The following is a 19,123-nucleotide window of genomic DNA, read 5'->3' as shown; positions in this document are numbered from 1 at the left end:
GAGAAACGAAGGCTAGAGGTACAGCTATGCGTATCGCCTACACGCCGCAACAGGAACAGCTGCGTGCCGAGCTGCGTGACTATTTCACCCGCCTCATCACTCCCGAACGGCGGCAAGCGCTTTCGGCGCAGACCGGAGAGTACGGCGAGGGCAATGTCTACCGCGAGGTGGTCGAGGAGATGGGCCGCGACGGCTGGCTCGCCCTCGGCTGGCCCAAGGAGTACGGCGGCCAGGACCGCTCCACCATGGATCAGCTGATCTTCACCGACGAGGCCGCCATCGCCGGCGCCCCGGTGCCGTTCCTGACCATCAACTCGGTGGCACCGACGATCATGCACTACGGCACCGAGGAGCAGAAGAAGTTCTTCCTGCCCAAGATCGCCGCCGGCCAGCTGCACTTCGCCATCGGCTACTCCGAGCCGGGCGCCGGCACCGACCTGGCCTCGCTGCGCACCTCCGCGGTCCGCGACGGCGACGACTGGATCATCAACGGCCAGAAGATGTGGACCTCCCTCATCGCCTACGCCGACTACGTGTGGCTCGCCGCGCGCACCGACCCGAACGCCAAGAAGCACAAGGGCATCTCGATGTTCATCATGCCGACCACGGCAGAGGGCTTCTCCTGGACGCCGGTGCACACCATGGCCGGGCCCGACACCAGCGCCACCTACTACCAGGACGTGCGGGTCAAGCACTCCGACATGGTGGGCCCGGAGAACGGCGGCTGGGCGCTGGTCACCAACCAGCTCAACCACGAGCGCGTCGCGCTGACCTCGTCCGCGCCGCTGGCCCTGGCCGTCGCACAGGTGACCGAGTGGGCGCGCAACACCAAGACCGCCAATGGCGCCCGGGTCATCGACCAGGAATGGGTGCAGATCAGCCTGGCCCGCATCCACGCCAAGGTCGAGTATCTGAAGCTGACCAACTGGGAGATCGCCTCGCGCGCCGACGCCGGCGGCGATGCCGCCCCGCGCCCGTGGGACGCCTCCGCCACCAAGGTGTACGGCACCGAGCTGGCCACCGAGTCCTACCGCGCGCTGATGGAGATCCTCGGCCCGCAGGCCTACCTGCGCCAGGACTCGGCGGGCTCGCAGCTGCGGGGTCGCCTGGAGCGCATGCACCGCGCCTGCCTGATCCTCACCTTCGGCGGCGGCACCAACGAGGTGCAGCGCGACATCATCGCCATGACCGCCCTCAAGCAGCCCGCCGCCGCGCGCTAATCGAAACCGAGGTAAACCATCATGGATTTCACCCTCACCGAGGCGCAGCAGGATCTCGCCCGCCTCACCGCCGAGGTCACCGGCAAGCTGGTCACCGCCGACCGGCTGCGTGAGCTCGACCGCAACACCGACGCGTCGGGCAACCCGACCGTGCGCTTCGACGAGTCGCTGTGGAGCTCGCTCGCCGAGACCGGCGTGCTGGCCGCGGCCCTGCCGGAGACGGTGGGCGGCAGCGACTTCGGCGTGCTGGAGCAGACCGCCATCCTGCGCGAGATCGGCAAGTCCGTCGCGCCCGTGCCGTACCTGTGGTCGATCGTGCTCGGCGCCGGCGCGCTCGCGCAGTTCGGCTCCGGGTCCCAGCGCGAGCTGGCCGCCCAGGCCGCGCGCGGCGAGGTCATCCTCACCGCCGCGCTGAGCGAGGAGCGCAACTGGGAGCTCACCAGCCCGGTCACCACCGCGATGGCGGGCGACGGCTGGCAGCTGACCGGTCTGAAGACCACGGTCCCCTTCGCCCGCCAGGCCGCGCGAATCCTGGTGTCCGCCAGCGTCGACGGCTCCCCCGCCGTCTTCCTGGTCGACCCGTCGCACGCCTCCGTGCGCGTCGAGGACCAGATCGTCACCGACCGCTCCCCCGAGGCCGAGGTCGAATTCGCCGGCACCCCCGCCGAACTGGTCGGCACCGTCGACCAGGGCGCCGAGATCCTGACCTGGCTGCTGGAGCGCGCCTGGCTCGGCCTGGCCGCCACCCAGCTCGGCGTGGTCGAGAAGGGCCTGGAACTCGTCGCCGACTACGCCCGCGAGCGCGAGCAGTTCAATCGCAAGATCGGCAGCTTCCAGGCCGTGGCCCAGCGCCTGGCCGACGCCTACATCGACGTCCAAGGCGTGCGCCTGGCCGTACAGCAGGCGGCCTGGCGGCTCGCCGAGGGCCTGCCCGCCGCGGCCGAGGTCCACACCGCCAAATTCTGGGCCGCCGAAGCGGGCCACCGCGTCGCACACACCGTGGTCCACGTACACGGCGGCGTCGGCATCGACCGCGACCACATCGTGAACCAGTACTTCACCGCCGCCAAGCACAACGAGTTCGCCCTCGGCGGCGCCACCGACCACCTGCGCGCACTCGGGTCGCTGCTGACCGACGCTGCGCAGTAACAACTCTCGGAGACTCGGTACCAACTCCCGGAGACTCGGCCGAACCCTGCACTGCGGCCGACGGCGAGGCGGTGGCTCCCATACCGGCCACCACCTCGCCGTTTTTCTTTGTCCGGGAACGATTTACGGCACCAGCGGACCGGCGAGCACCCGCTCCCCCGCCGATCGGTTGTCCCGCCAGGTCAGCGCCGCGTCCTCGGCGGGCTTGCGCTGCCACAGCGCCAGCAGCAGATCCGAAGCGGTGCCGGAGATTTCGGCGACCGGGGTACCCGGGCCGTAGGTCCAGCTCGCACCGGTATCGGTGGCGCGGACCCTGATCGCCACCTCGGGCTCGCTCGCCAGCCCACGCTGAATCATGCGCGGCGCGAACAGTTCGAAGACCTCCGCGATGCCGTCGGCGGCCTGCGCCGGATCGAATTCCTCCGCGATGCCGAGCGCGTTCTTGCCGTCCCACACGTGCATGAGGGTCTCATGGGCGCGGCGGCGCTGCCAGAACCCGACCGTGCGCGGCAGCAGCTTGGTGAAGGTCCAGGCCGGGGTCTCCGGGGCGACCGCCACCGCCTCGAGCAGGGCCTGCACGGTCTCGTCGTACCAGGCCCGCAGCTCGACGGGATCCTTCGGAGCGGGTGCGCCCTGATAGTCGCCGCGGCCCTCCCGGATACCGGTGACCACCCACAGATTGCCCTGGCCGACATGGTCGACCAGGTCGTAGAAGGTCCAATCCCCGCAGCTGGGAACTGGTGCGGCCAGATCGACCCCCGGCGTGATCAGCTCTCCGAGCTCGCTCAATTTGTCGCGCAAAATGGCCACGAAATCCATGCGGCCCACGCTAACCAGCGAAAACCCGGCCTGCCAGCCATATGCGGACGGTCGAACGCGAAATCCGGCCGAACATCAGGATTCGAATCCACGGACGGAGGAGATGCGCTCACCCACCGGATCGTGATGATCCGTCGACGGCTCCAGTTCGTACAGCAGGGCCTCGCCGCGCGCGTCGTGGCGGATGGCGCGGCCCAGTTCGGCCGCGGCCCGGTAGTGGGCCGGGGTGCGCAGGACGTGGCGGATCGCGCGGGCGATGCGCTGCGGGGTCGCGGTGCGCGGCACCGTGATTCCGGCATGGTGGGCGCGGACGCGCGCGGCATTGTCGGCATTGTCGCGGCCGTGCGGCAGGACCACGACCGGGAGGTCGGCGGCGAAGGACTTCATCAGGGTGCCGTGGCCGCCGTGGGTGACGACCAGGCTGGCATGCCGCATGATTTCCCGGTGCCCGGCGGCGCGCAGGACCGTCACGTTCGGCGGGGCGCGCAGCTCGTCCGGGTCGACGGCGGGGCCGGTGGTGATGACGCCGCGCACCGGGAGCTGGCCCAGGGCGTCGGAAATGCGCTGCAGGCAATCGGTTTGGCGTTGAAAGGTGGTGGACAGCGCGACCAGGACCAGCGGGTCGCCGCCGTCGGTCTGCGTCCATGTGGCGCCCTCGACCCAATCCGGCTCGTCGAGGATCGGGCCGACCCAGCGCACCCTGTCGGGCCCCTGCCCCGGGAAGTCGAACGCCGCACTGGACAGCACCAGCTGCCGGCGCGCCAGCTGCGCCTGATCCTGATAGTGGGCCAGCCGCTCCAGCCCGAAATCCGCGCGCAGGATATTGAGCTTCGGGAGCAGTTCCTCGTCCCAGCGCCGCTGCACCAGCGAGCCCACCACCCGGTCGCGCAACCTGCCCAGTGGCCCGTGCGCCTTGCCGAAGCCGGAACCCGGCGGCGGGCCACCCTCCACCGGCAGCGGGTAGATGCCGGGAATGAGCACCGAGAAGGGCACCTCACAGGCCTGCGCCGCGACCATGGCCCCGAAGGCGAAGAAGGAGGCCAGCACCAGATCGGGTCGCTCGGCATCGATTTCGTCGGCGGTGTCACGGGCGAATCCGGCCCCCGCGCGCGGGCGCAGCCGCGCGCCCGTGGCCGTCACCGGGCCGGTGAGCGATTCCTCCGCCAGCACGGTCACCCGATGGCCACGCCGCACCAGACGCCGCACCACACCCAGCTCCGGTGGAACCGTTCCGCCGCTCCCGGTGAGGGCGACCAGGTAGCTGTGAGTCATCGGGCACCTCCCCCAGTCACTCTTGCACGACCGATGAGTTTTCCGCACCCGCTTCGTCCCCATCAGTACATCGAATGAGAGGGATCGACCCGCCATGCCGAGCAAGATGATCTTCATCAATCTGCCCGTCGCCGACCTGGACCGGTCCAAGCGCTTCTACGAGGCCGTGGGCTGGAAGGTGAACCAGGACTTCACCGACGGCAATGCCGCCTGCATCGTGGTCGACGACAACATCTGCGTCATGCTGCTGACCCGCGACTTCTTCACCACCTTCGGCACCCGCCCCCTCGGCGACACCCGCGGCACCGTCAACGGCATCTACGCCCTGGCCCTGTCCAGCCCCCACGAAGTGGACAGCCTCGTCGAAGCGGCCCTCCAGGCCGGCGGCACCGAAGAACTCAACCCCGACCGCCGCGCCCAGGAAGCCCAGGTGGGCATGTACAGCCGCACCTTCCTCGACCTCGACGGCCACCAGTGGGAGCCCTTCCACATGACCTACCCCGCCTGACCGCCGATCGGCAGCTTCCTGCCATCCGATGAAGTGTCGGTTCACCCGGGTGCCAACCAGGGTGAACCCATGGCTTTCAACGTTGCAGACCTGTTCGAGCACGCCGTCGACGCGGTTCCGGACCGGATCGCCCTGATCTGCGCCGACCGGCAATTCACCTATCGCGAACTGGACGAGCGGGCCAACCGGCTCGCGCACCACCTGGCCGCCTGCGGCATCGGCGCGGGCGATCACGTCGGCGTGTACGCACGCAATTCGGCCGAGGCCCTGGAAACGATGCTCGCGACCTACAAACTGCGGGCGGTGTCGGTGTGCGTCAACTACCGCTATGTGGCCGACGAGGTGCGCTACATCGTCGAGAACGCGGATCTGAAGGCCCTTGTCCACCAGGCGCAGTACGGTGCCATCGTCGCCGAGGTCCAGGCTGCGGTGCCGTCCATGACCGAGGTGCTCGCAATCGGACCCGACTACGACGCGGCGCTGGCCGCGCAGTCGCCGGACCGCGATTTCGGTCCCCGCAGCGGCGAGGACCTGTACATCCTCTACACCGGCGGCACCACCGGCATGCCCAAGGGCGTCATGTGGCGGCACGAGGACGTCTGGCGGGCGCTCGGCGGCGGCATCAATCATGTGACCGGCGAGTATGTCTCGGACGAATGGGAATTGGCCGCCTCCGCGAAATCCGCGCCGACCGGAATCGTCATGGCCCCGCTCTCGCCCCTCATCCACGGCGCCGCGCAGTGGGCGGCATTCATCGCCCTGAACTCCGGTGGCACCGTGGTCTTCGTGCCACAGTTCGATGCGCACGAGGTGTGGCGGGTAGTCGAGCGGCACAGGGTCAATGTGCTCACCGTGGTCGGTGATGCCATGGCCAAACCGCTGCTGGAGGCGTATCACGAAGGGCACTACGAGGTTTCGTCCCTGTGGGCGTTCAGCAGCCACGCCGCGCTGTTCTCACACTCGCTCAAACAGCAGTACCTCGACACCTTCCCGAACCTCTTCATCACCGACGTGATCGGCTCCTCGGAGAGTGGCAGCACCGGATTGTCCGTGGTCACCAAGGATTCCGACCACACGCAGGGCCCGCGGATGAAGTTCGGTGCGCAGGCCGTCCTGCTCGACGACGACGGCAACCTGGTCGAACCCCGGCCGGGCGCGGTGGGCCGGATGGCGCGGACCGGGCACGTGCCGCTCGGGTATTACAAGGATCCCGAGAAGACGCGGTCGATCTTCGCCGAGGTGGACGGCAAACGCTATGTGGCGCCGGGCGATTACGCGCGCTACGAGGCCGACGGCACCGTCACCCTGCTCGGGCGCGGCTCGGAGTGCATCAACACCGGCGGCGAGAAGGTGTTCCCGGAAGAGGTCGAGACCGCTCTCAAATCCCATCCGGAGGTCTTCGACGCCCTGGTGATCGGCATTCCGCACGATCGCTTCGGACAGGCCGTGGCAGCGGTGGTGCAGCCGCGGCCGGGAGCCGCGCTCGCGCTCGGTGAGCTCGACGCGCACCTGCGCACCAGGATCGCGGGATACAAAGCGCCCCGGGGGTATTGGCTGGTCGACGAGGTCATGCGGCAGCCCAGCGGCAAGGCGAATTATCCCGCCGCCAAGCGGTATGCGGCAGAGCACGCCGAAGGGATGCGCAGTCCCCGCTGACCGGGTGTGCGGTCAGCTGCTCAACAGCCCGAGGTCACGCACCCGTACCCCGAGCTGGAATCGGGTGCTGACCTCGAAGCGGGCCATCAGCTGCGCGACATAGCGGCGGTAGGTGCGCAAGGACACCCCCAGCGCCCGCGCCGCCGTCTCGTCCTTCGCTCCGGCGTATAGCTGCTCGACCACCGCGAGTGCCACCGCGTCCAGCCCGCGCTCCCCCAGATCCAGATGATCACGGAGCTGACGCGCGGAATGCCAGGTGCGGACGGCGAATTGGTGCACCACGCCCAGCAGCGCCGGTTCGGCCACCAGCAGGCCGCGCGGTTGCTGCCCGGGCGCGGCCGACCACAGCGCCGCCCGCTCGCGATCGACGATCAGCACATTGCAGAAGTCGGTGTCGGTGACCCGGATCCGCGAGCCGACCGCGAACTGCCGTAGCACCGACTGCCGTCCGCGCGCGCCCACATAGGCGGCCGACAACAGCAGTCGGACCTGCTTGCCGGCGGCGTGCAGCTGCCGGAAAACCGTATCCTCCGAACCGTATTCGGTCTCCGGGCGGACGGGGCGGGCGATGGCCATGACGGCCTCGTGACGCACCCCCACCAGCATGCGGCGCAGATTCTCCGCCCACAGCTCGTCCGCGTGCAGCTCTACCGTCATCACGCACCTCTCGTGAGCACCTGTGGGAGAGCATATTTCGATTCCCGGTCGGCGGGTTCAGCGAACACACCGCCGTGGTCCGCGACCCGGGCACCGGCGAGGTATCAGTGTTCCGGATGGACTGCATGCGCTGGGTGTCACCCAAAACGGGTGAGTCGCCGATCTTGACCGGTGGTGGCGCCGACCGTGAGGGTAGGGGAACCGGCTAGTTCGTGCGGAGCCTCCGATCAACGGCGATCAGCGACGGCCACCGATGTCCTCCGTCTTTCGACGGAGGTTGCGCGCCAAGCCGGTCCGCGGGCCGGAGTCCACCGCCGTCCGAGATGTGGACGGAGGGTGACCGGCCCGCGGAACACCACCGGAGCGCGGCGACGGCCGTGACGAGCCCGCCCTAGTTCGAGCCCAGCTCCATGGGCAGGCCGAACAGCGGGAAGAGCTTCTCGGTGTCGAGGAAGAAGGTGAGACCGGAGATGCGGTCACCGTCGAGTTCGAGAGTGGTGATGGACCACGGGATCCAGCGGCCGGGCTCGTCACTCGGCTTGTAGTGGCCGAAGGCGGGTAGCCCGTTGGCGCCGGCCAGCGGGACCAGGCGGGAGTCGCGGCACGCGTGGCCGGTGCCGAGCATGAAGGCGGCCACGTTCTCGGGACCGGAGATCCACAGCGAGAACGGCGGCATGGACAGGGCCACATCGGCTTTCAGCAGGTCGGTGAGCGCGTCCATGTCGTAGGCCTCGAAGGCCTTGACGAAATCGTCGACGAGTTTGCGCTGCTGCTCGTTGCTCTCGTCGAAGGGGTCCGACACCGTGGCCGTCTCCTGCACCTTCGACATGGTGGCGCGGGCCCGCTGCAGGGCGCTGTTCACCGAGGCCGGGGAGACATTGAGCATGTCGGCGGTCTCGCCCGCCGAGAAGCGCAGCACCTCGCGCATGATCAGGATGGCGCGCTGACTGGCAGGCAGATGCTGGACCGCCGCCACGAAGGCCAGGCGCAGCGTGTCTTTCGCGCTGGCGGCCTCGGCCGGATCGGCGCCGAAGGCGAGGGCGTTCGGAATCGGTTCCACCCACACGTAATCCGGCTCCGGCGGGGGCAGCTGCGAATCGGGGGTCGAGGGACCATTGAGATCCATGGGTCTGGCGCGGCGCTGCGGACCGTCCAGCATGTCCAGACAGACATTGGTGGTGATCTTGTACAGCCAGGACCGCAGACTGGACCGGCCCTCGAAGGAGTCGTAGGACTTCCACGCCCGCGTGAAGGTCTCCTGCACCGCGTCCTCGGCTTCGAACGAGGACCCGAGCATTCGATACGCGTAGGCGCACAGCTCCCGCCGATGCCCCTCGAAAGACCGCAGTACATCGTCGGAAACGGTGCCGCCCACCTTCTCGCTCATGCCAGACAGCGTCGCACAGCCCACCGACAAGAAACACCCGTGAAAAGGCTGGTGCCCGTCTGCGATCGCAGACGGGCACCGGCACACACCACGAGCTGAGCCGCGTTACTTGGTGTTCGAGGCCTGGGCGTGGTGGTCGGCCTCGCGGGCCTCGGTCTGCGCCTTGGCCCACTTGTAGTCCGGCTTGCCCGCGGGCGAGCGTTTGATCTCGTCCACGAACCACAGGCTGCGCGGCATCTTGTAGGACGAGATCTCCTTGACCAGGGTCGGGCGCAGCTCCTCCAGCGTCGGGCGGGCATCGCCGCGGCACTGCACGACCGCGACCACCCGCTGGCCCCACCGTTCATCCGGCACGCCGACCACGAGCGCGTCGAAGATCTCGGGGTGCGCCTTGAGCGCGCCCTCGACCTCTTCGGGGTAGATCTTCTCGCCACCGGAGTTGATCGACACCGAGCCGCGGCCCAGCATGGTGACGGTGCCGTCCTCCTCCACGCGGGCGAAGTCGCCGGGGATGGAGTAGCGAACGCCGTTGAACACCTTGAAGGTTTCGGCGGTCTTGACCGGGTCGTTGTAGTAGCCGAGCGGGATGTTGCCGGTCCGCGCCAGCATGCCGACCTGGCCGGAGCCGGGCGCGACCTCGTTGCCCTCCTCGTCGATCACCTTGGTGGAGCCGTCGATCTTCACCCGCGGGCCGCCCGTGTGCGTGGTGCCCTTGGCCGCCACGGCCAGACCGCCGAAGCCGGTCTCCGAGGAGCCGATGGAGTCGGTGATGAGCGCGTTCGGGAAGTTTTCGATGAACTGGTCCTTCAGCGCGGGCGAGAACAGCGCCGCGCTGCTGGCCAGCACCCACAGGCTCGAATGCTGGTACGCCTCACCGGTTTCCGCATTGCCCTCGGCCAGCGCGTCCAGCATCGGGCGGGCCATGGCGTCGCCGGTAATGAAGATCATGTTGACGCCGTGCCGCTGAATCGCCTGCCACACACCGTGTCCGCTGAACTCCGGCAGCATGACGGCCTTGCCGCCGTCGAACAGGCTGTGCAGGGTCGCGGTGAACGCGCCGCCGTGGATCAGCGGCGGAATCGGGTAGCGCACCATCGGCGAGTTGCCGCTCGCGCCGCCCTTGGACTGCTCCCACTCGTCCTGGATGAATTCACCGGTGTAGAAGTTGATGCCGCCGCCGAGGACGCGCCACCAGTCCTCCTGCCGCCACATGACGCCCTTGGGCATACCGGTGGTGCCGCCGGTGTAGATCATCATGATGTCGTCGGAGGAACGCTCGCCGAAATCGCGCTCGCCGCGCGAGCCGGCCAGCGCCGCTTCGTATTCCACCGCGGTCGGGGGCAGCGGCAGGTCGGTGCCGTCCTCGACGGTGACGACCGCCTTGATCTTCGGCACGTTCGGCAGCACATTGGCCACCTTGTCGCTGTACCGCCGCTCGTGAATGAGCGCGACCATATCCGAGTTCTCGAAGATGTACTGCAACTCGTTCTCGACGTAGCGGTAGTTCACGTTGATCATGACTGCCCGCGCCTTGAAGATGGCCACCATGGCCTCCACGGCCTCAATGGTGTTGCGCGAGTACACGCCGACCTTGTCACCCGGCTGCACACCCTGATCCTGCAGGTAGTGCGCCAGCCGGTTGGCTCGGTCCTCGAGTTCGGCGTAGGTCACCGAACGAGCGTCGTCAACCAGCGCGACACGTTCCGGCATGAGGTCGATGGTGTGCTCGACAAGGTCCGCAATGTTGTAGCTCACTGCTTCAAAATAGAACGTGTTCTTGTGTGTGACAAGCCACAGATTCGGCTTTGGTCCAGTGACCGGATGTGCCCCCCGTCACACCCTACGGCGACTTACGCTGAATTGGAACAGATGCGAAAGGGCGCGACCCACTCACCGGTGCGCGCCCTTTCCAACCGGCCGCGAAGCGCTTCTTCGAGGCCGGATTTCTGAAACTAGTTCTACGACCGAATCAGTGCCCCTGCGACCAACTCAGTGCCCCTGCGACCAACTCAGTGTCACTGCGACCAACTCAGCGCCCCTGCGAGCGACTCAGTGCCCCTGCGACTCGATCAGCGGGCGCAGTGCCTCGAACTGCGCCACGTCGCGGACACCCACGAGCATCATCGTGACGCCGGCCTGCTCCCACACCTTCAGCTGCTCACGCACCTGCGCCTCGTTGCCGATGATGGTGGTGTCGAGAATCAGCTCGTCGGGCACGACCGCCGCGGCCTCCTCCTTGCGGCCGGTGCGGAACAGCCGGGTGATCTCGTCCACCTGCTCGCCATAGCCCATGCGCCGGTACACCTCGGCGTGGAAGTTGAGTTCCTCGGCGCCCATGCCGCCGATGTAGAGCGCCATGAATGGGCGCAGCCGATCCAGTTCGGCCTTGGGGTCGTCGGTCAGGATCACCTGCGCGGTGGCGGCGATCTCGAAGTCCTCGCGCGAGCGCCGCGCGCCCGGGCGCGAGAAGCCCTCGTCGAGCCACTCGTTGTACATGTCGGCCAGCCGCGGCGTGTAGTAGATGGCCAGCCAGCCGTCCGCGATCTCCGCGGTCAGCGCGACGTTCTTGGGGCCCTCCGCGCCGAGCCAGATCGGCAGGTCGGCACGCAGCGGGTGGGTGATGGGCTTGAGCGGCTTGCCGAATCCCGTTGCGCCCGATCCGGAGTAGGGCAGCGGGTAGTGCGGGCCCGCACTGGTCACCTTGCCCTCGCGGGCCAGCACCTGCCGCACGATCGAGACGTACTCACGGGTGCGGGCCAGCGGCTTGGCGAACGGCTGCCCGTACCAGCCCTCCACCACCTGCGGACCGGAGACGCCGAGCCCGAGGACGTGCCGGCCGCCGCTGAGGTGGTCGAGGGTCAGCGCGGCCATGGCGGTGGCGGTCGGGGTGCGCGCCGACATCTGCACGACGGAGGTGCCCAGCCGGACCCGGCTGGTGTCCGAGCCGTACCACGCCAGGGGCGTGAAGGCGTCCGATCCCCAGGACTCCGCGGTGAAGATGGCGTCGAAGCCGGTCTGCTCCGCGGCCAGCACCAGTTCCCGGTGATTGGCGGGCGGCTGTGCGCCCCAATATCCCAGTTGCAAACCAAAGCGCATTTCCATGTCCTTCCTAGAACATCCGGGGCCGGTCGTCAGGGCCGCAGCCCGTACTCTTGCCACCGTCACTAGAACCTGTTCTACTCGATCTCGTGACTCTGGGGAACACCGAAATACTGTCCGCACCGCTGCGGATGCAATTCGACTACACCCGCTCCACCGGTCCGATCATCGGTCGCTTCCTGACGGAACTGCGATCCGGCAAGGTCGTCGGGGTGCGGGGTTCCGATGGGCGCGTGATCGTGCCGCCCGCGGAATTCGATCCGGCCACCGGCGAGGCGCTGTCGGAGTTCGTCGGCGTGTCCGACGTCGGCACCGTCCAGACCTGGTCGTGGGTGGCCGAGCCGCTGCCCGGCCAGCCCTTCGACCGGCCCTTCGCCTACGCGCTGATCAAGCTGGACGGCGCGGACACCGCCATCCTGCACGCGGTGGATGTGGCCTCCCCGGCCGACATCGCCACCGGGATGCGGGTGCGGGCGCGCTGGGCCGCCGAGCGCACCGGCGACATCCACGACATCGCGGCCTTCGAACCGGGTGAGACCTCCACGGCCCCGGCCGATTCCGCGAGTGACCTCGAACCGGTGACCGGCATCGTGACCCCGGTCGACTTCTCCATCAAGCACACCGCCGCCCCGCAGGAGGCCGTCTTCCTGAAGGCGCTCATGGAGGGCCGCCTGCTGGGCGCCCGCGCCCGGATGGACGGCAAGGTGTACTTCCCGCCGCGCGGCGCCGACCCGCGCGACGGCTCGCCGACCGACGACTACGTCGAGGTGTCCGACAAGGGCATCGTGACCACCTTCTGCATCGTGAACGTGCCGTTCATGGGCCAGCGCCTCAAGCCCCCGTACGTGGCGGCCTACGTGCTGCTCGACGGCGCCGACATCCCCTTCCTGCACCTGGTGCTCGGCGTCGAGGCGAGCGAGGTCCGGATGGGTATGCGGGTGGAGGCGGTGTGGAAGCCGCGCGAGGAGTGGGGCCTGTCCATGGCCAATATCGACCACTTCCGGCCCACCGGCGAACCCGACGCCGACTACGACAGCTTCGCGCACCACCTGTAGAGAGGCGCTGAACCACCTTGAACCACAAGGCAACTGACATCGCGGTCGTGGGCTTCGCGCACGCGCCGCACGTGCCGGAGACCTTCGGCACCACCAATGGCGTCGAGATGCTCGCGCCCTGCTTCCAGGAGCTCTACGCCAAGCTCGGCATCGGGGTCTCCGACATCGGCTTCTGGTGCTCCGGTTCCTCGGATTACCTTGCCGGACGCGCCTTCTCGTTCATCTCGGCCATCGACTCCATCGGCGCGGTGCCGCCGATCAACGAGTCGCACGTGGAGATGGACGCGGCCTGGGCGCTGTACGAGGCGTGGGTGAAACTGCGCTCCGGACAGGCCGAGACGGCCCTGGTGTACGGCTTCGGCAAGGCCTCGGCCGGTACCCTGCGCCAGATCCTCACCCTGCAGACCGACCCGTACCTGGTCGCGCCGCTGTGGCCGGACTCGGTGTCCATCGCCGGCCTGCAGGCCCGCGCGGGCCTGGACGCGGGCCACTGGACCGAGTCGGACATGGCCGCGGTGGCCGCGCGCAGCACCGGATCCGACGCCGAGAAGCTGCTGGCCGCACCGAAGGTCGCCGATCCTTTCCGCGCCCATGACATCGCGCCCATCACCGACGGCGCGGCCGCCATCGTGCTGGCCGTGGGCGATCGCGCCCGCGAGCTGTGCGAGCGTCCGGCCTGGCTGACCGGAATGGCCCACTACATCGACACGCCGGTGCTGGGTGCGCGCGACCTGACGGTCTCGGCCTCGGCCAAGAAGGCGGCCGACGCCGTCACCGGCGGCGACGCGAGCGGCTTCGACATCGCCGAGCTGCACGCGCAGTTCAGCCACGAGGAGCTGATCCTGAAGCAGGCCATCGGCCTGAACGGCGCCACCCGGATCAATCCGTCCGGCGGTCCGCTGTCGGGCAATCCGATGTTCGCCGCGGGCCTGGAGCGCATCGGCTTCGCCGCCACCGAAATCATCAACGGCACCGCGAATCGCGCACTGGCCCACGCCAGTTCGGGCCCCGCGCTGCAGCAGAACCTGGTTGCCACCCTGGAGGCACGATGACTTTCCCCGCCGCGGTGCTCGGCACCGGACAGACCCATCACGTGACCAAACGGTCGGATGTATCCATGGGGGGCATGGTCCGCGAGGCCATCGACCGCGCCCTGGTGGACTCCGGCCTGACCATGGCCGATATCGACGCCGTGGTGGTCGGCAAGGCCCCCGACTTCTTCGAGGGCTCCATGATGCCGGAGCTGTTCCTCGCGGATGCCCTGGGCGCCACCGGAAAACCGCTGCTCCGGGTGCACACCGCCGGTTCGGTGGGCGGCTCGACCGCGATCGTCGCGGCCAACCAGGTGCAGGCCGGCGTGTACGGCAAGGTGCTGGCCATCGCATGGGAGAAGCAGTCGGAGTCCAACGCCATGTGGGCGCTGTCGAATCCGGTGCCGTTCACCATGCCGGTCGGCGCGGGCGCGGGCGGCTACTTCGCCCCGCACGTGCGCGCCTACATCCGCCGCTCCAATGCTCCGCTGCACGTGGGCGCCATGGTCGCGGTGAAGGACCGCCGCAACGGCGCGCGCAATCCGTTCGCGCACCTGCACCAGCCCGACATCACCCTGGAATCGGTGATGTCCTCCCAAATGCTGTGGGACCCCATTCGTTTCGACGAGACCTGCCCGTCCTCGGACGGCGCCTGCGCCATCGTGATCGGTGACGAGGCGTCCGGCAAGGCCGTGGAGGCGCAGGGCAAGAAGGTGGCCTGGGTGCACGGCACCGCCATGCGCACCGAGCCGCTCGCCTACGCCGGCCGCGACCAGGTCAACCCCAAGGCCGGTCAGGAAGCCGCCAAGGCGCTGTGGAAGCAGGCCGGGATCACCAACCCGCTCGAGGAGATCGACGCGGCCGAGATCTATGTCCCCTTCTCGTGGTTCGAGCCCATGTGGCTGGAGAACCTGGGCTTCATGCCCGAGGGCGAGGGCTGGAAGCTCACGGACGCCGGGGAGACCGCCATCGGCGGGAAGCTGCCGGTCAACCCCTCCGGGGGCGTGCTCTCCTCCAACCCGATCGGCGCCTCCGGCATGATCCGCTTCGCCGAGGCCGCCAAGCAGGTCATGGGCCGGGCCGGCGACTACCAGGTGGAGAACGCCCGCAAGGCCTACGGCCACGCGTACGGCGGTGGCTCGCAGTACTTCTCGATGTGGGTCGTCGGGAGTGAGCAGCCGTGACCACCACGACCGAACACCCGGCCCGGGTAGCGGGCACGGCGTCGCAGGCCGCGGTGCGGGCGAAGAACAAGGAGGCCTGGGTGGCGCTGTTCGCCGCCGACGGGATCGTGGAGGACCCCATCGGGCCGTCCTTCTTCGATCCCGAGGGCGTCGGGCATCGCGGCGCGGAGGCCATCGCGGCCTTCTGGGACACGGCGATTGCCCCCACCGAGTCCATCGAGTTCCTCTTCGACGACTCCTTCGCCTGCGGTCGTGAGGTGGCCTACACGGGCCGCATCCGCACCACCATGGGCGGTCATATCGTCGACGCGGAAGGGGTCTTCACCTACAAGGTCGACGAGGACGGGAAAATTCTTGCCCTGCGCGCCTTTTGGGAGACCGAGCGCGCCATGTCGACGATGAAGAAGGCCTAGGCCCTCGGTCCGGCATACGAAAGACGAAGCGGGCGACTGGATTCAACCAGTCGCCCGCTTCTTTTTTCTCCGCCCCGAGGAGTGAGAGGGGGAACGGGGCGGATCAAATCATCTGCGGCTCAGTGCTTCACGGGGCAGGTCTTGTAGTCGACCTGGAATTCCTTGATGCCGTTGAGCCAGCCGGACTGCAGCCGTCGCGGATCCCCGAGCTTGGAGATGTCGGGCATGTGGTCGGCGATGGCATTGAAGATGATCTCGATCTCGAGCCGGGCCAGGTTCGCGCCGATGCAGAAGTGCGCGCCGGTGCCTCCGAAGGACAGGTGCGGGTTCGGATCACGCAGGATATTGAAGGTGTACGGATCCTCGAACACCTCCTCGTCGAAGTTGGCCGAGCGGTAGGACAGCACGACCCGCTGACCCTTCTTGATCTGCACGCCACTGACTTCAACGTCCTCGAGCGCGGTGCGCTGGAACGAGCTGACCGGGGTGGCCCAGCGGATGATCTCGTCGGCGGCGGTCTTGGGCCGCTCCTTCTTGAAGAGCTCCCACTGGTCCGGGTTCTCCATGAACGCGATCATGCCGTGCGTGGTGGCATTGCGGGTGGTCTCGTTGCCCGCGACGGCCAGCATCATCACGAAGAAGCCGAATTCCTCCGGCAGCAGCGCCTCGCCGTCCATGTCGGCATTGATGAGCTGGGTGACGATGTCGTCGGCCGGGCAGGCCCGGCGGGCCTCGGCCATTTGGTACGAGTAGCCGAGGATCTCGGTGGAGGCGGTCACCGGGTCGGCGTCGCTGTCCGGATCGTCGTAGCTGGTCATGTCGTTGGACCACTTGAACAACTTCATGCGGTCTTCCTGCGGCACGCCGATCAGTTCGGCGATGGCCTGCAGCGGCAGCTCGGCGGCCACCTGCTCCACGAAGTCACCGGTGCCGGAGTCGGCGGCGGCCTTCACGATGGCCTCGGCCCGGGCGGTCAGCTCGGCCCGCAGGCCGTTGATGACCCGCGGGGTGAAACCCTTGGAGATGATCTTGCGGAGCTTGGTGTGCTCCGGGGCGTCCTTGTTCAGCAGGACGAAGCGCTGCAGATCGATCTGCTCGCGCGTGATGTCGTCCTGGAACCGAGGGATGGCGGTGTTCTCATAGGTGGAGAACACGTCGTCGCGCCGCGAGACGGTCTTGACGTCGGCGTGCTTGCTGAGCACCCAGAAGCCGTCGTCGGTGAAGCCACCGACCTCCGGCGACTTGGGGTTCCACCAGATGGGGGCGGTGCGGCGCAGTTCGGCGAGTTCTTCGACCGGGACCCGGTGCGCCCACATTTCCGGGTCGGTGACATCGAATCCATCCGGCACATCGGGCCGGGCTGCAGTGTCGACCACCAGCAGTCTCCTTTGACCAACTGAAACACGTTCTACCGCTATTGAAGCACAGGAGGTAAAACAAGAGAAGGGACTAGGTATTGGTCCGGAACAGGCTTACGTTACTGGTTGTGAACTCGTTGCAGTTCTAATCCGGAAGGAAAGACATGGGTACTCCCGTCATCGTCGAGGCCGCCCGCACGCCCATCGGCAAGCGCAATGGCTGGCTGGCCGGCCTGCACGCCGCCGAGCTGCTGGGCGCGGCACAGCAGGGCGTGCTCGAGCGCGCGGAACTGAATCCAGCGCTGGTCGAACAGGTCATCGGCGGCTGCGTCATGCAGGTCGGCGAGCAGGGCAACAACGTCACCCGCACCGCCTGGCTGCACGCCGGGCTGCCGTGGCAGACCGGCGCGGTCACCATCGACAACCAGTGCGGTTCGGCGCAGCAGGCCGCGGGCCTGGTGGCCGGGCTCATCTCCACCGGCGCCATCGAGGTCGGCATGGCCTGCGGCATCGAGTCCATGAGCCATGTTCCGTTGGGCGCCAACGTCGGAACGCATGCCGGCCCGCGCCGGCCCGCGTCCTGGAATATCGATATGCCCAACCAGTTCGAGGCCGCCGAGCGAATCGCCAAGCGGCGCGGCATCACTCGCGACGATGTCGAGGAGCTGGGTGAGCGCTCACAGCGACTGGCCGCGCAGGCGTGGGCGGAGGGCCGTTTCGACCGCGAGGTGCTGACCATCAAGAACGCGCCGCAGGTCGACAAGGAGGGCAACCTCACCGGCGAGTTCGCCGACATCAGCCGCGACCAGGGTCTGCGCGAGACCACCCGCGAGGGCCTGGCGAAGCTGAAGCCGGTGCTGGAGGGCGGAATTCACACCGCCGGCACCTCCTCGCAGATCTCCGACGGCGCGGCCGCGGTGCTGCTCATGGACGAAAAGGCCGCGCAGCGTGAGGGATTGCGCCCGCGCGCCCGCATCGTGGCGCAGTGCCTGGTGGGCGGCGAGCCCGAATTCCACCTGGATGGTCCGGTGCAGGCGTGCGAGCGACTGCTCGAGCGCAGCGGCATGAGCATCTCCGACATCGACTTGTTCGAGATCAACGAGGCTTTCGCGTCCGTGGTGCTGTCGTGGGCCTCGGTGCACAAGCCGGATTTCGATCGCGTCAACGTCAATGGCGGCGCCATCGCGCTCGGCCACCCGGTCGGCAGCACCGGATCCCGCTTGATCACAACGGCTTTGCACGAGCTGGAGCGCTCGGACAAGACCACCGCCATGGTCCTGATGTGCTGTGGCGGCGCCCTCGCGACGGGCACGATCATCGAACGGATCTAGTCCCTCAATGATTTTCGGCCAGGTTGAACGTTCATCCTGCTGGCCGCAAAACGTGGCGTACGCCACACGCTCAGCGGCAGTGACAGGAAGATGAGACGTCAGCTATCTTATGGCTACCCTTGGCCCGTCCGGGAAGAGCCTCGCGACGGGCCAGAACCGGGGCTCTTAAGCGCTCGGCAAGAACCGTAGGGTTAGCCCGCAAACGCCCAAGCCACAGCGGGTCAAGCGGATGACCGCCTAGAAGCTTCAAGGAAATCGCGAATCAGGCGTAGGTTTTCAGTTACTGAGCCGCTAATATCAATGATACGTATCCGAGATAACGACTGTTAGTACAGCGAAGGGAATTGGGCGGCTCACAATGGCTGATTTCGCGGCGCGGCTGAACAAGCTGTTCGAAACCGTGCATCCCCCGGGGCGTAAGCCGCACACGAACGCAGAGGTGGCGGCCGCCTTGACGGCATCCGGCCATCCGATCTCGAAACCGTATCTGTCGCAGTTGCGGTCGGGACAGCGCACGAACCCGTCGGATGAGACGGTGGCAGCGTTGGCAAAGTTCTTCAAGGTCAAGCCGGACTACTTCTTCAACGACATCTACGCGGCGAAGATCGATCACGATCTCGAGCTGCTGTCCCAGCTGCAGGGCTACGGACTCCGTCGTCTGTCGAGTAGGGCGTTCGACCTGTCCGAAGAATCTCAGAACCTCCTCACCTCCATGGCGGAGAAGTTGCGGGCAAGCGAAGGACTGCCCGAAATCCCTCCGGACGGCACGGAATAGGCACTGCCACAGAGCAACACAGTGCGGCTAGCTCGGAGGCCGCACTGTGTTGGTTTGTTACAGGGCTTGCTCCGGACTGGACATGAACGGGTCACCGGCACTGCTTGCAGGGCAGTGCCGGTGACCCGCCGGACCATTCGGTTCGAGTGAAGGATGTTGCACCGGTCTCAGCGTGCTGAGTCCATGTGGCGTAGACCCCTGCGCTGGTG

Annotated in this window: 17 protein-coding genes; 10 read left to right on the top strand and 7 right to left on the bottom strand. The window is 67.7% G+C overall.

The genetic code is table 11. The features are described 5' to 3' along the window. Nucleotides 1–26: 26 nt before the first annotated feature. Nucleotides 27–1,220, top strand: a complete 1,194-nt coding sequence (locus ACFXKA_RS00950; RefSeq protein ID WP_354831163.1) for an acyl-CoA dehydrogenase family protein — start codon at nt 27–29, stop codon at nt 1,218–1,220. A 21-nt stretch (nt 1,221–1,241) separates the two neighbouring features. After that, nucleotides 1,242–2,369 (top strand): acyl-CoA dehydrogenase family protein, encoded by a 1,128-nt coding sequence (locus tag ACFXKA_RS00945; protein ID WP_379425256.1) that lies wholly within the window; start codon nt 1,242–1,244, stop codon nt 2,367–2,369. A gap of 123 nt (nt 2,370–2,492) precedes the next feature. On the opposite strand, the gene ACFXKA_RS00940 is transcribed toward ACFXKA_RS00945, so the two are convergent. Both ACFXKA_RS00940 and ACFXKA_RS00935 read right to left on the bottom strand, forming a co-directional pair. Continuing rightward, complete coding sequence (locus ACFXKA_RS00940; RefSeq protein ID WP_379425254.1) at nt 2,493–3,188, bottom strand: maleylpyruvate isomerase family mycothiol-dependent enzyme; 696 nt, start codon at nt 3,186–3,188, stop codon at nt 2,493–2,495. A gap of 75 nt (nt 3,189–3,263) precedes the next feature. Beyond that, nucleotides 3,264–4,460 carry a glycosyltransferase gene (locus ACFXKA_RS00935; protein ID WP_379425252.1) on the bottom strand — a complete coding sequence of 399 codons (1,197 nt, stop codon included), beginning with the start codon at nt 4,458–4,460 and terminating at the stop codon, nt 3,264–3,266. A gap of 94 nt (nt 4,461–4,554) precedes the next feature. Here ACFXKA_RS00935 and ACFXKA_RS00930 point away from each other — a divergent pair, with 94 nt between their 5' ends. Both ACFXKA_RS00930 and ACFXKA_RS00925 read left to right on the top strand, forming a co-directional pair. Beyond that, nucleotides 4,555–4,968 (top strand): VOC family protein, encoded by a 414-nt coding sequence (locus ACFXKA_RS00930; RefSeq protein ID WP_379425251.1) that lies wholly within the window; start codon nt 4,555–4,557, stop codon nt 4,966–4,968. Nucleotides 4,969–5,037: 69 nt separating this feature from the next. Beyond that, nucleotides 5,038–6,624 carry an acyl-CoA synthetase gene (locus tag ACFXKA_RS00925; protein WP_379425249.1) on the top strand — a complete coding sequence of 529 codons (1,587 nt, stop codon included), beginning with the start codon at nt 5,038–5,040 and terminating at the stop codon, nt 6,622–6,624. 12 nt (nt 6,625–6,636) lie between these two features. On the opposite strand, the gene ACFXKA_RS00920 is transcribed toward ACFXKA_RS00925, so the two are convergent. The 4 genes from ACFXKA_RS00920 to ACFXKA_RS00905 all read right to left on the bottom strand — a co-directional run bounded on the left by ACFXKA_RS00920 (nt 6,637) and on the right by ACFXKA_RS00905 (nt 11,764). Beyond that, the gene (locus ACFXKA_RS00920; RefSeq protein WP_354831180.1) at nt 6,637–7,281 is read right to left on the bottom strand and encodes a hypothetical protein; all 645 of its coding nucleotides are present in this window, start codon (nt 7,279–7,281) and stop codon (nt 6,637–6,639) included. A 391-nt stretch (nt 7,282–7,672) separates the two neighbouring features. After that, nucleotides 7,673–8,668, bottom strand: a complete 996-nt coding sequence (locus ACFXKA_RS00915) for a sigma-70 family RNA polymerase sigma factor (RefSeq protein WP_379425248.1) — start codon at nt 8,666–8,668, stop codon at nt 7,673–7,675. 105 nt (nt 8,669–8,773) lie between these two features. After that, nucleotides 8,774–10,423 (bottom strand): acyl-CoA synthetase, encoded by a 1,650-nt coding sequence (locus ACFXKA_RS00910; RefSeq protein ID WP_379425246.1) that lies wholly within the window; start codon nt 10,421–10,423, stop codon nt 8,774–8,776. 294 nt (nt 10,424–10,717) lie between these two features. Continuing rightward, nucleotides 10,718–11,764, bottom strand: a complete 1,047-nt coding sequence (locus ACFXKA_RS00905) for an LLM class F420-dependent oxidoreductase (protein WP_379425245.1) — start codon at nt 11,762–11,764, stop codon at nt 10,718–10,720. 92 nt (nt 11,765–11,856) lie between these two features. Here ACFXKA_RS00905 and ACFXKA_RS00900 point away from each other — a divergent pair, with 92 nt between their 5' ends. The 4 genes from ACFXKA_RS00900 to ACFXKA_RS00885 are packed head-to-tail and all read left to right on the top strand — an operon-like array spanning nt 11,857 to nt 15,450. After that, the gene (locus ACFXKA_RS00900; protein ID WP_379383139.1) at nt 11,857–12,822 is read left to right on the top strand and encodes a Zn-ribbon domain-containing OB-fold protein; all 966 of its coding nucleotides are present in this window, start codon (nt 11,857–11,859) and stop codon (nt 12,820–12,822) included. 17 nt (nt 12,823–12,839) lie between these two features. Next, on the top strand, nt 12,840–13,874 hold the full coding sequence (locus tag ACFXKA_RS00895) for a thiolase domain-containing protein (protein ID WP_379425243.1): 1,035 nt from the start codon (nt 12,840–12,842) through the stop codon (nt 13,872–13,874). After that, complete coding sequence (locus tag ACFXKA_RS00890) at nt 13,871–15,037, top strand: thiolase domain-containing protein (RefSeq protein WP_354831192.1); 1,167 nt, start codon at nt 13,871–13,873, stop codon at nt 15,035–15,037. The genes ACFXKA_RS00895 and ACFXKA_RS00890 overlap by 4 nt, the downstream gene beginning before the upstream one ends. Then, a complete protein-coding gene (locus ACFXKA_RS00885; RefSeq protein WP_354831195.1) occupies nt 15,034–15,450 on the top strand; it encodes a nuclear transport factor 2 family protein in 417 nt (138 codons plus the stop codon). The genes ACFXKA_RS00890 and ACFXKA_RS00885 overlap by 4 nt, the downstream gene beginning before the upstream one ends. Nucleotides 15,451–15,569: 119 nt before the next feature. Here ACFXKA_RS00885 and ACFXKA_RS00880 read toward each other — a convergent pair whose 3' ends face one another. Next, nucleotides 15,570–16,766, bottom strand: a complete 1,197-nt coding sequence (locus tag ACFXKA_RS00880) for a cytochrome P450 (RefSeq protein ID WP_379425868.1) — start codon at nt 16,764–16,766, stop codon at nt 15,570–15,572. Between the two features lie 206 nt (nt 16,767–16,972). Between ACFXKA_RS00880 and ACFXKA_RS00875 the strand changes: the two genes are divergently transcribed. Both ACFXKA_RS00875 and ACFXKA_RS00870 read left to right on the top strand, forming a co-directional pair. Continuing rightward, entirely contained in the window at nt 16,973–18,139 is a 1,167-nt protein-coding gene (locus ACFXKA_RS00875; RefSeq protein ID WP_379425241.1) for a steroid 3-ketoacyl-CoA thiolase, read from the top strand. A gap of 358 nt (nt 18,140–18,497) precedes the next feature. Continuing rightward, nucleotides 18,498–18,914 carry a helix-turn-helix domain-containing protein gene (locus ACFXKA_RS00870; RefSeq protein WP_011207048.1) on the top strand — a complete coding sequence of 139 codons (417 nt, stop codon included), beginning with the start codon at nt 18,498–18,500 and terminating at the stop codon, nt 18,912–18,914. Nucleotides 18,915–19,123: the final 209 nt, after the last annotated feature.

The sequence above is a fragment of the Nocardia sp. NPDC059228 genome (assembly GCF_042754245.1).
GTDB lineage: Bacteria > Actinomycetota > Actinomycetes > Mycobacteriales > Mycobacteriaceae > Nocardia.
This window is presented reverse-complemented; position numbering and strand designations above follow the sequence as displayed.

Bases quoted from the DNA above. Each gene is read 5' to 3' on its own strand.
- ACFXKA_RS00945 (WP_379425256.1), top strand. From the start codon at position 1,242: ATGGATTTCACCCTCACCGAGGCGCAGCAGGATCTCGCCCGCCTCACC.
- ACFXKA_RS00920 (WP_354831180.1), bottom strand. From the start codon at position 7,281: ATGACGGTAGAGCTGCACGCGGACGAGCTGTGGGCGGAGAATCTGCGC.
- ACFXKA_RS00880 (WP_379425868.1), bottom strand. From the start codon at position 16,766: ATGTGGGCGCACCGGGTCCCGGTCGAAGAACTCGCCGAACTGCGCCGC.
- ACFXKA_RS00905 (WP_379425245.1), bottom strand. From the start codon at position 11,764: ATGCGCTTTGGTTTGCAACTGGGATATTGGGGCGCACAGCCGCCCGCC.
- ACFXKA_RS00870 (WP_011207048.1), top strand. From the start codon at position 18,498: ATGGCTGATTTCGCGGCGCGGCTGAACAAGCTGTTCGAAACCGTGCAT.
- ACFXKA_RS00875 (WP_379425241.1), top strand. From the start codon at position 16,973: ATGGGTACTCCCGTCATCGTCGAGGCCGCCCGCACGCCCATCGGCAAG.
- ACFXKA_RS00890 (WP_354831192.1), top strand. From the start codon at position 13,871: ATGACTTTCCCCGCCGCGGTGCTCGGCACCGGACAGACCCATCACGTG.
- ACFXKA_RS00935 (WP_379425252.1), bottom strand. From the start codon at position 4,460: ATGACTCACAGCTACCTGGTCGCCCTCACCGGGAGCGGCGGAACGGTT.
- ACFXKA_RS00915 (WP_379425248.1), bottom strand. From the start codon at position 8,668: ATGAGCGAGAAGGTGGGCGGCACCGTTTCCGACGATGTACTGCGGTCT.
- ACFXKA_RS00950 (WP_354831163.1), top strand. From the start codon at position 27: ATGCGTATCGCCTACACGCCGCAACAGGAACAGCTGCGTGCCGAGCTG.
- ACFXKA_RS00930 (WP_379425251.1), top strand. From the start codon at position 4,555: ATGCCGAGCAAGATGATCTTCATCAATCTGCCCGTCGCCGACCTGGAC.
- ACFXKA_RS00925 (WP_379425249.1), top strand. From the start codon at position 5,038: ATGGCTTTCAACGTTGCAGACCTGTTCGAGCACGCCGTCGACGCGGTT.
- ACFXKA_RS00940 (WP_379425254.1), bottom strand. From the start codon at position 3,188: ATGGATTTCGTGGCCATTTTGCGCGACAAATTGAGCGAGCTCGGAGAG.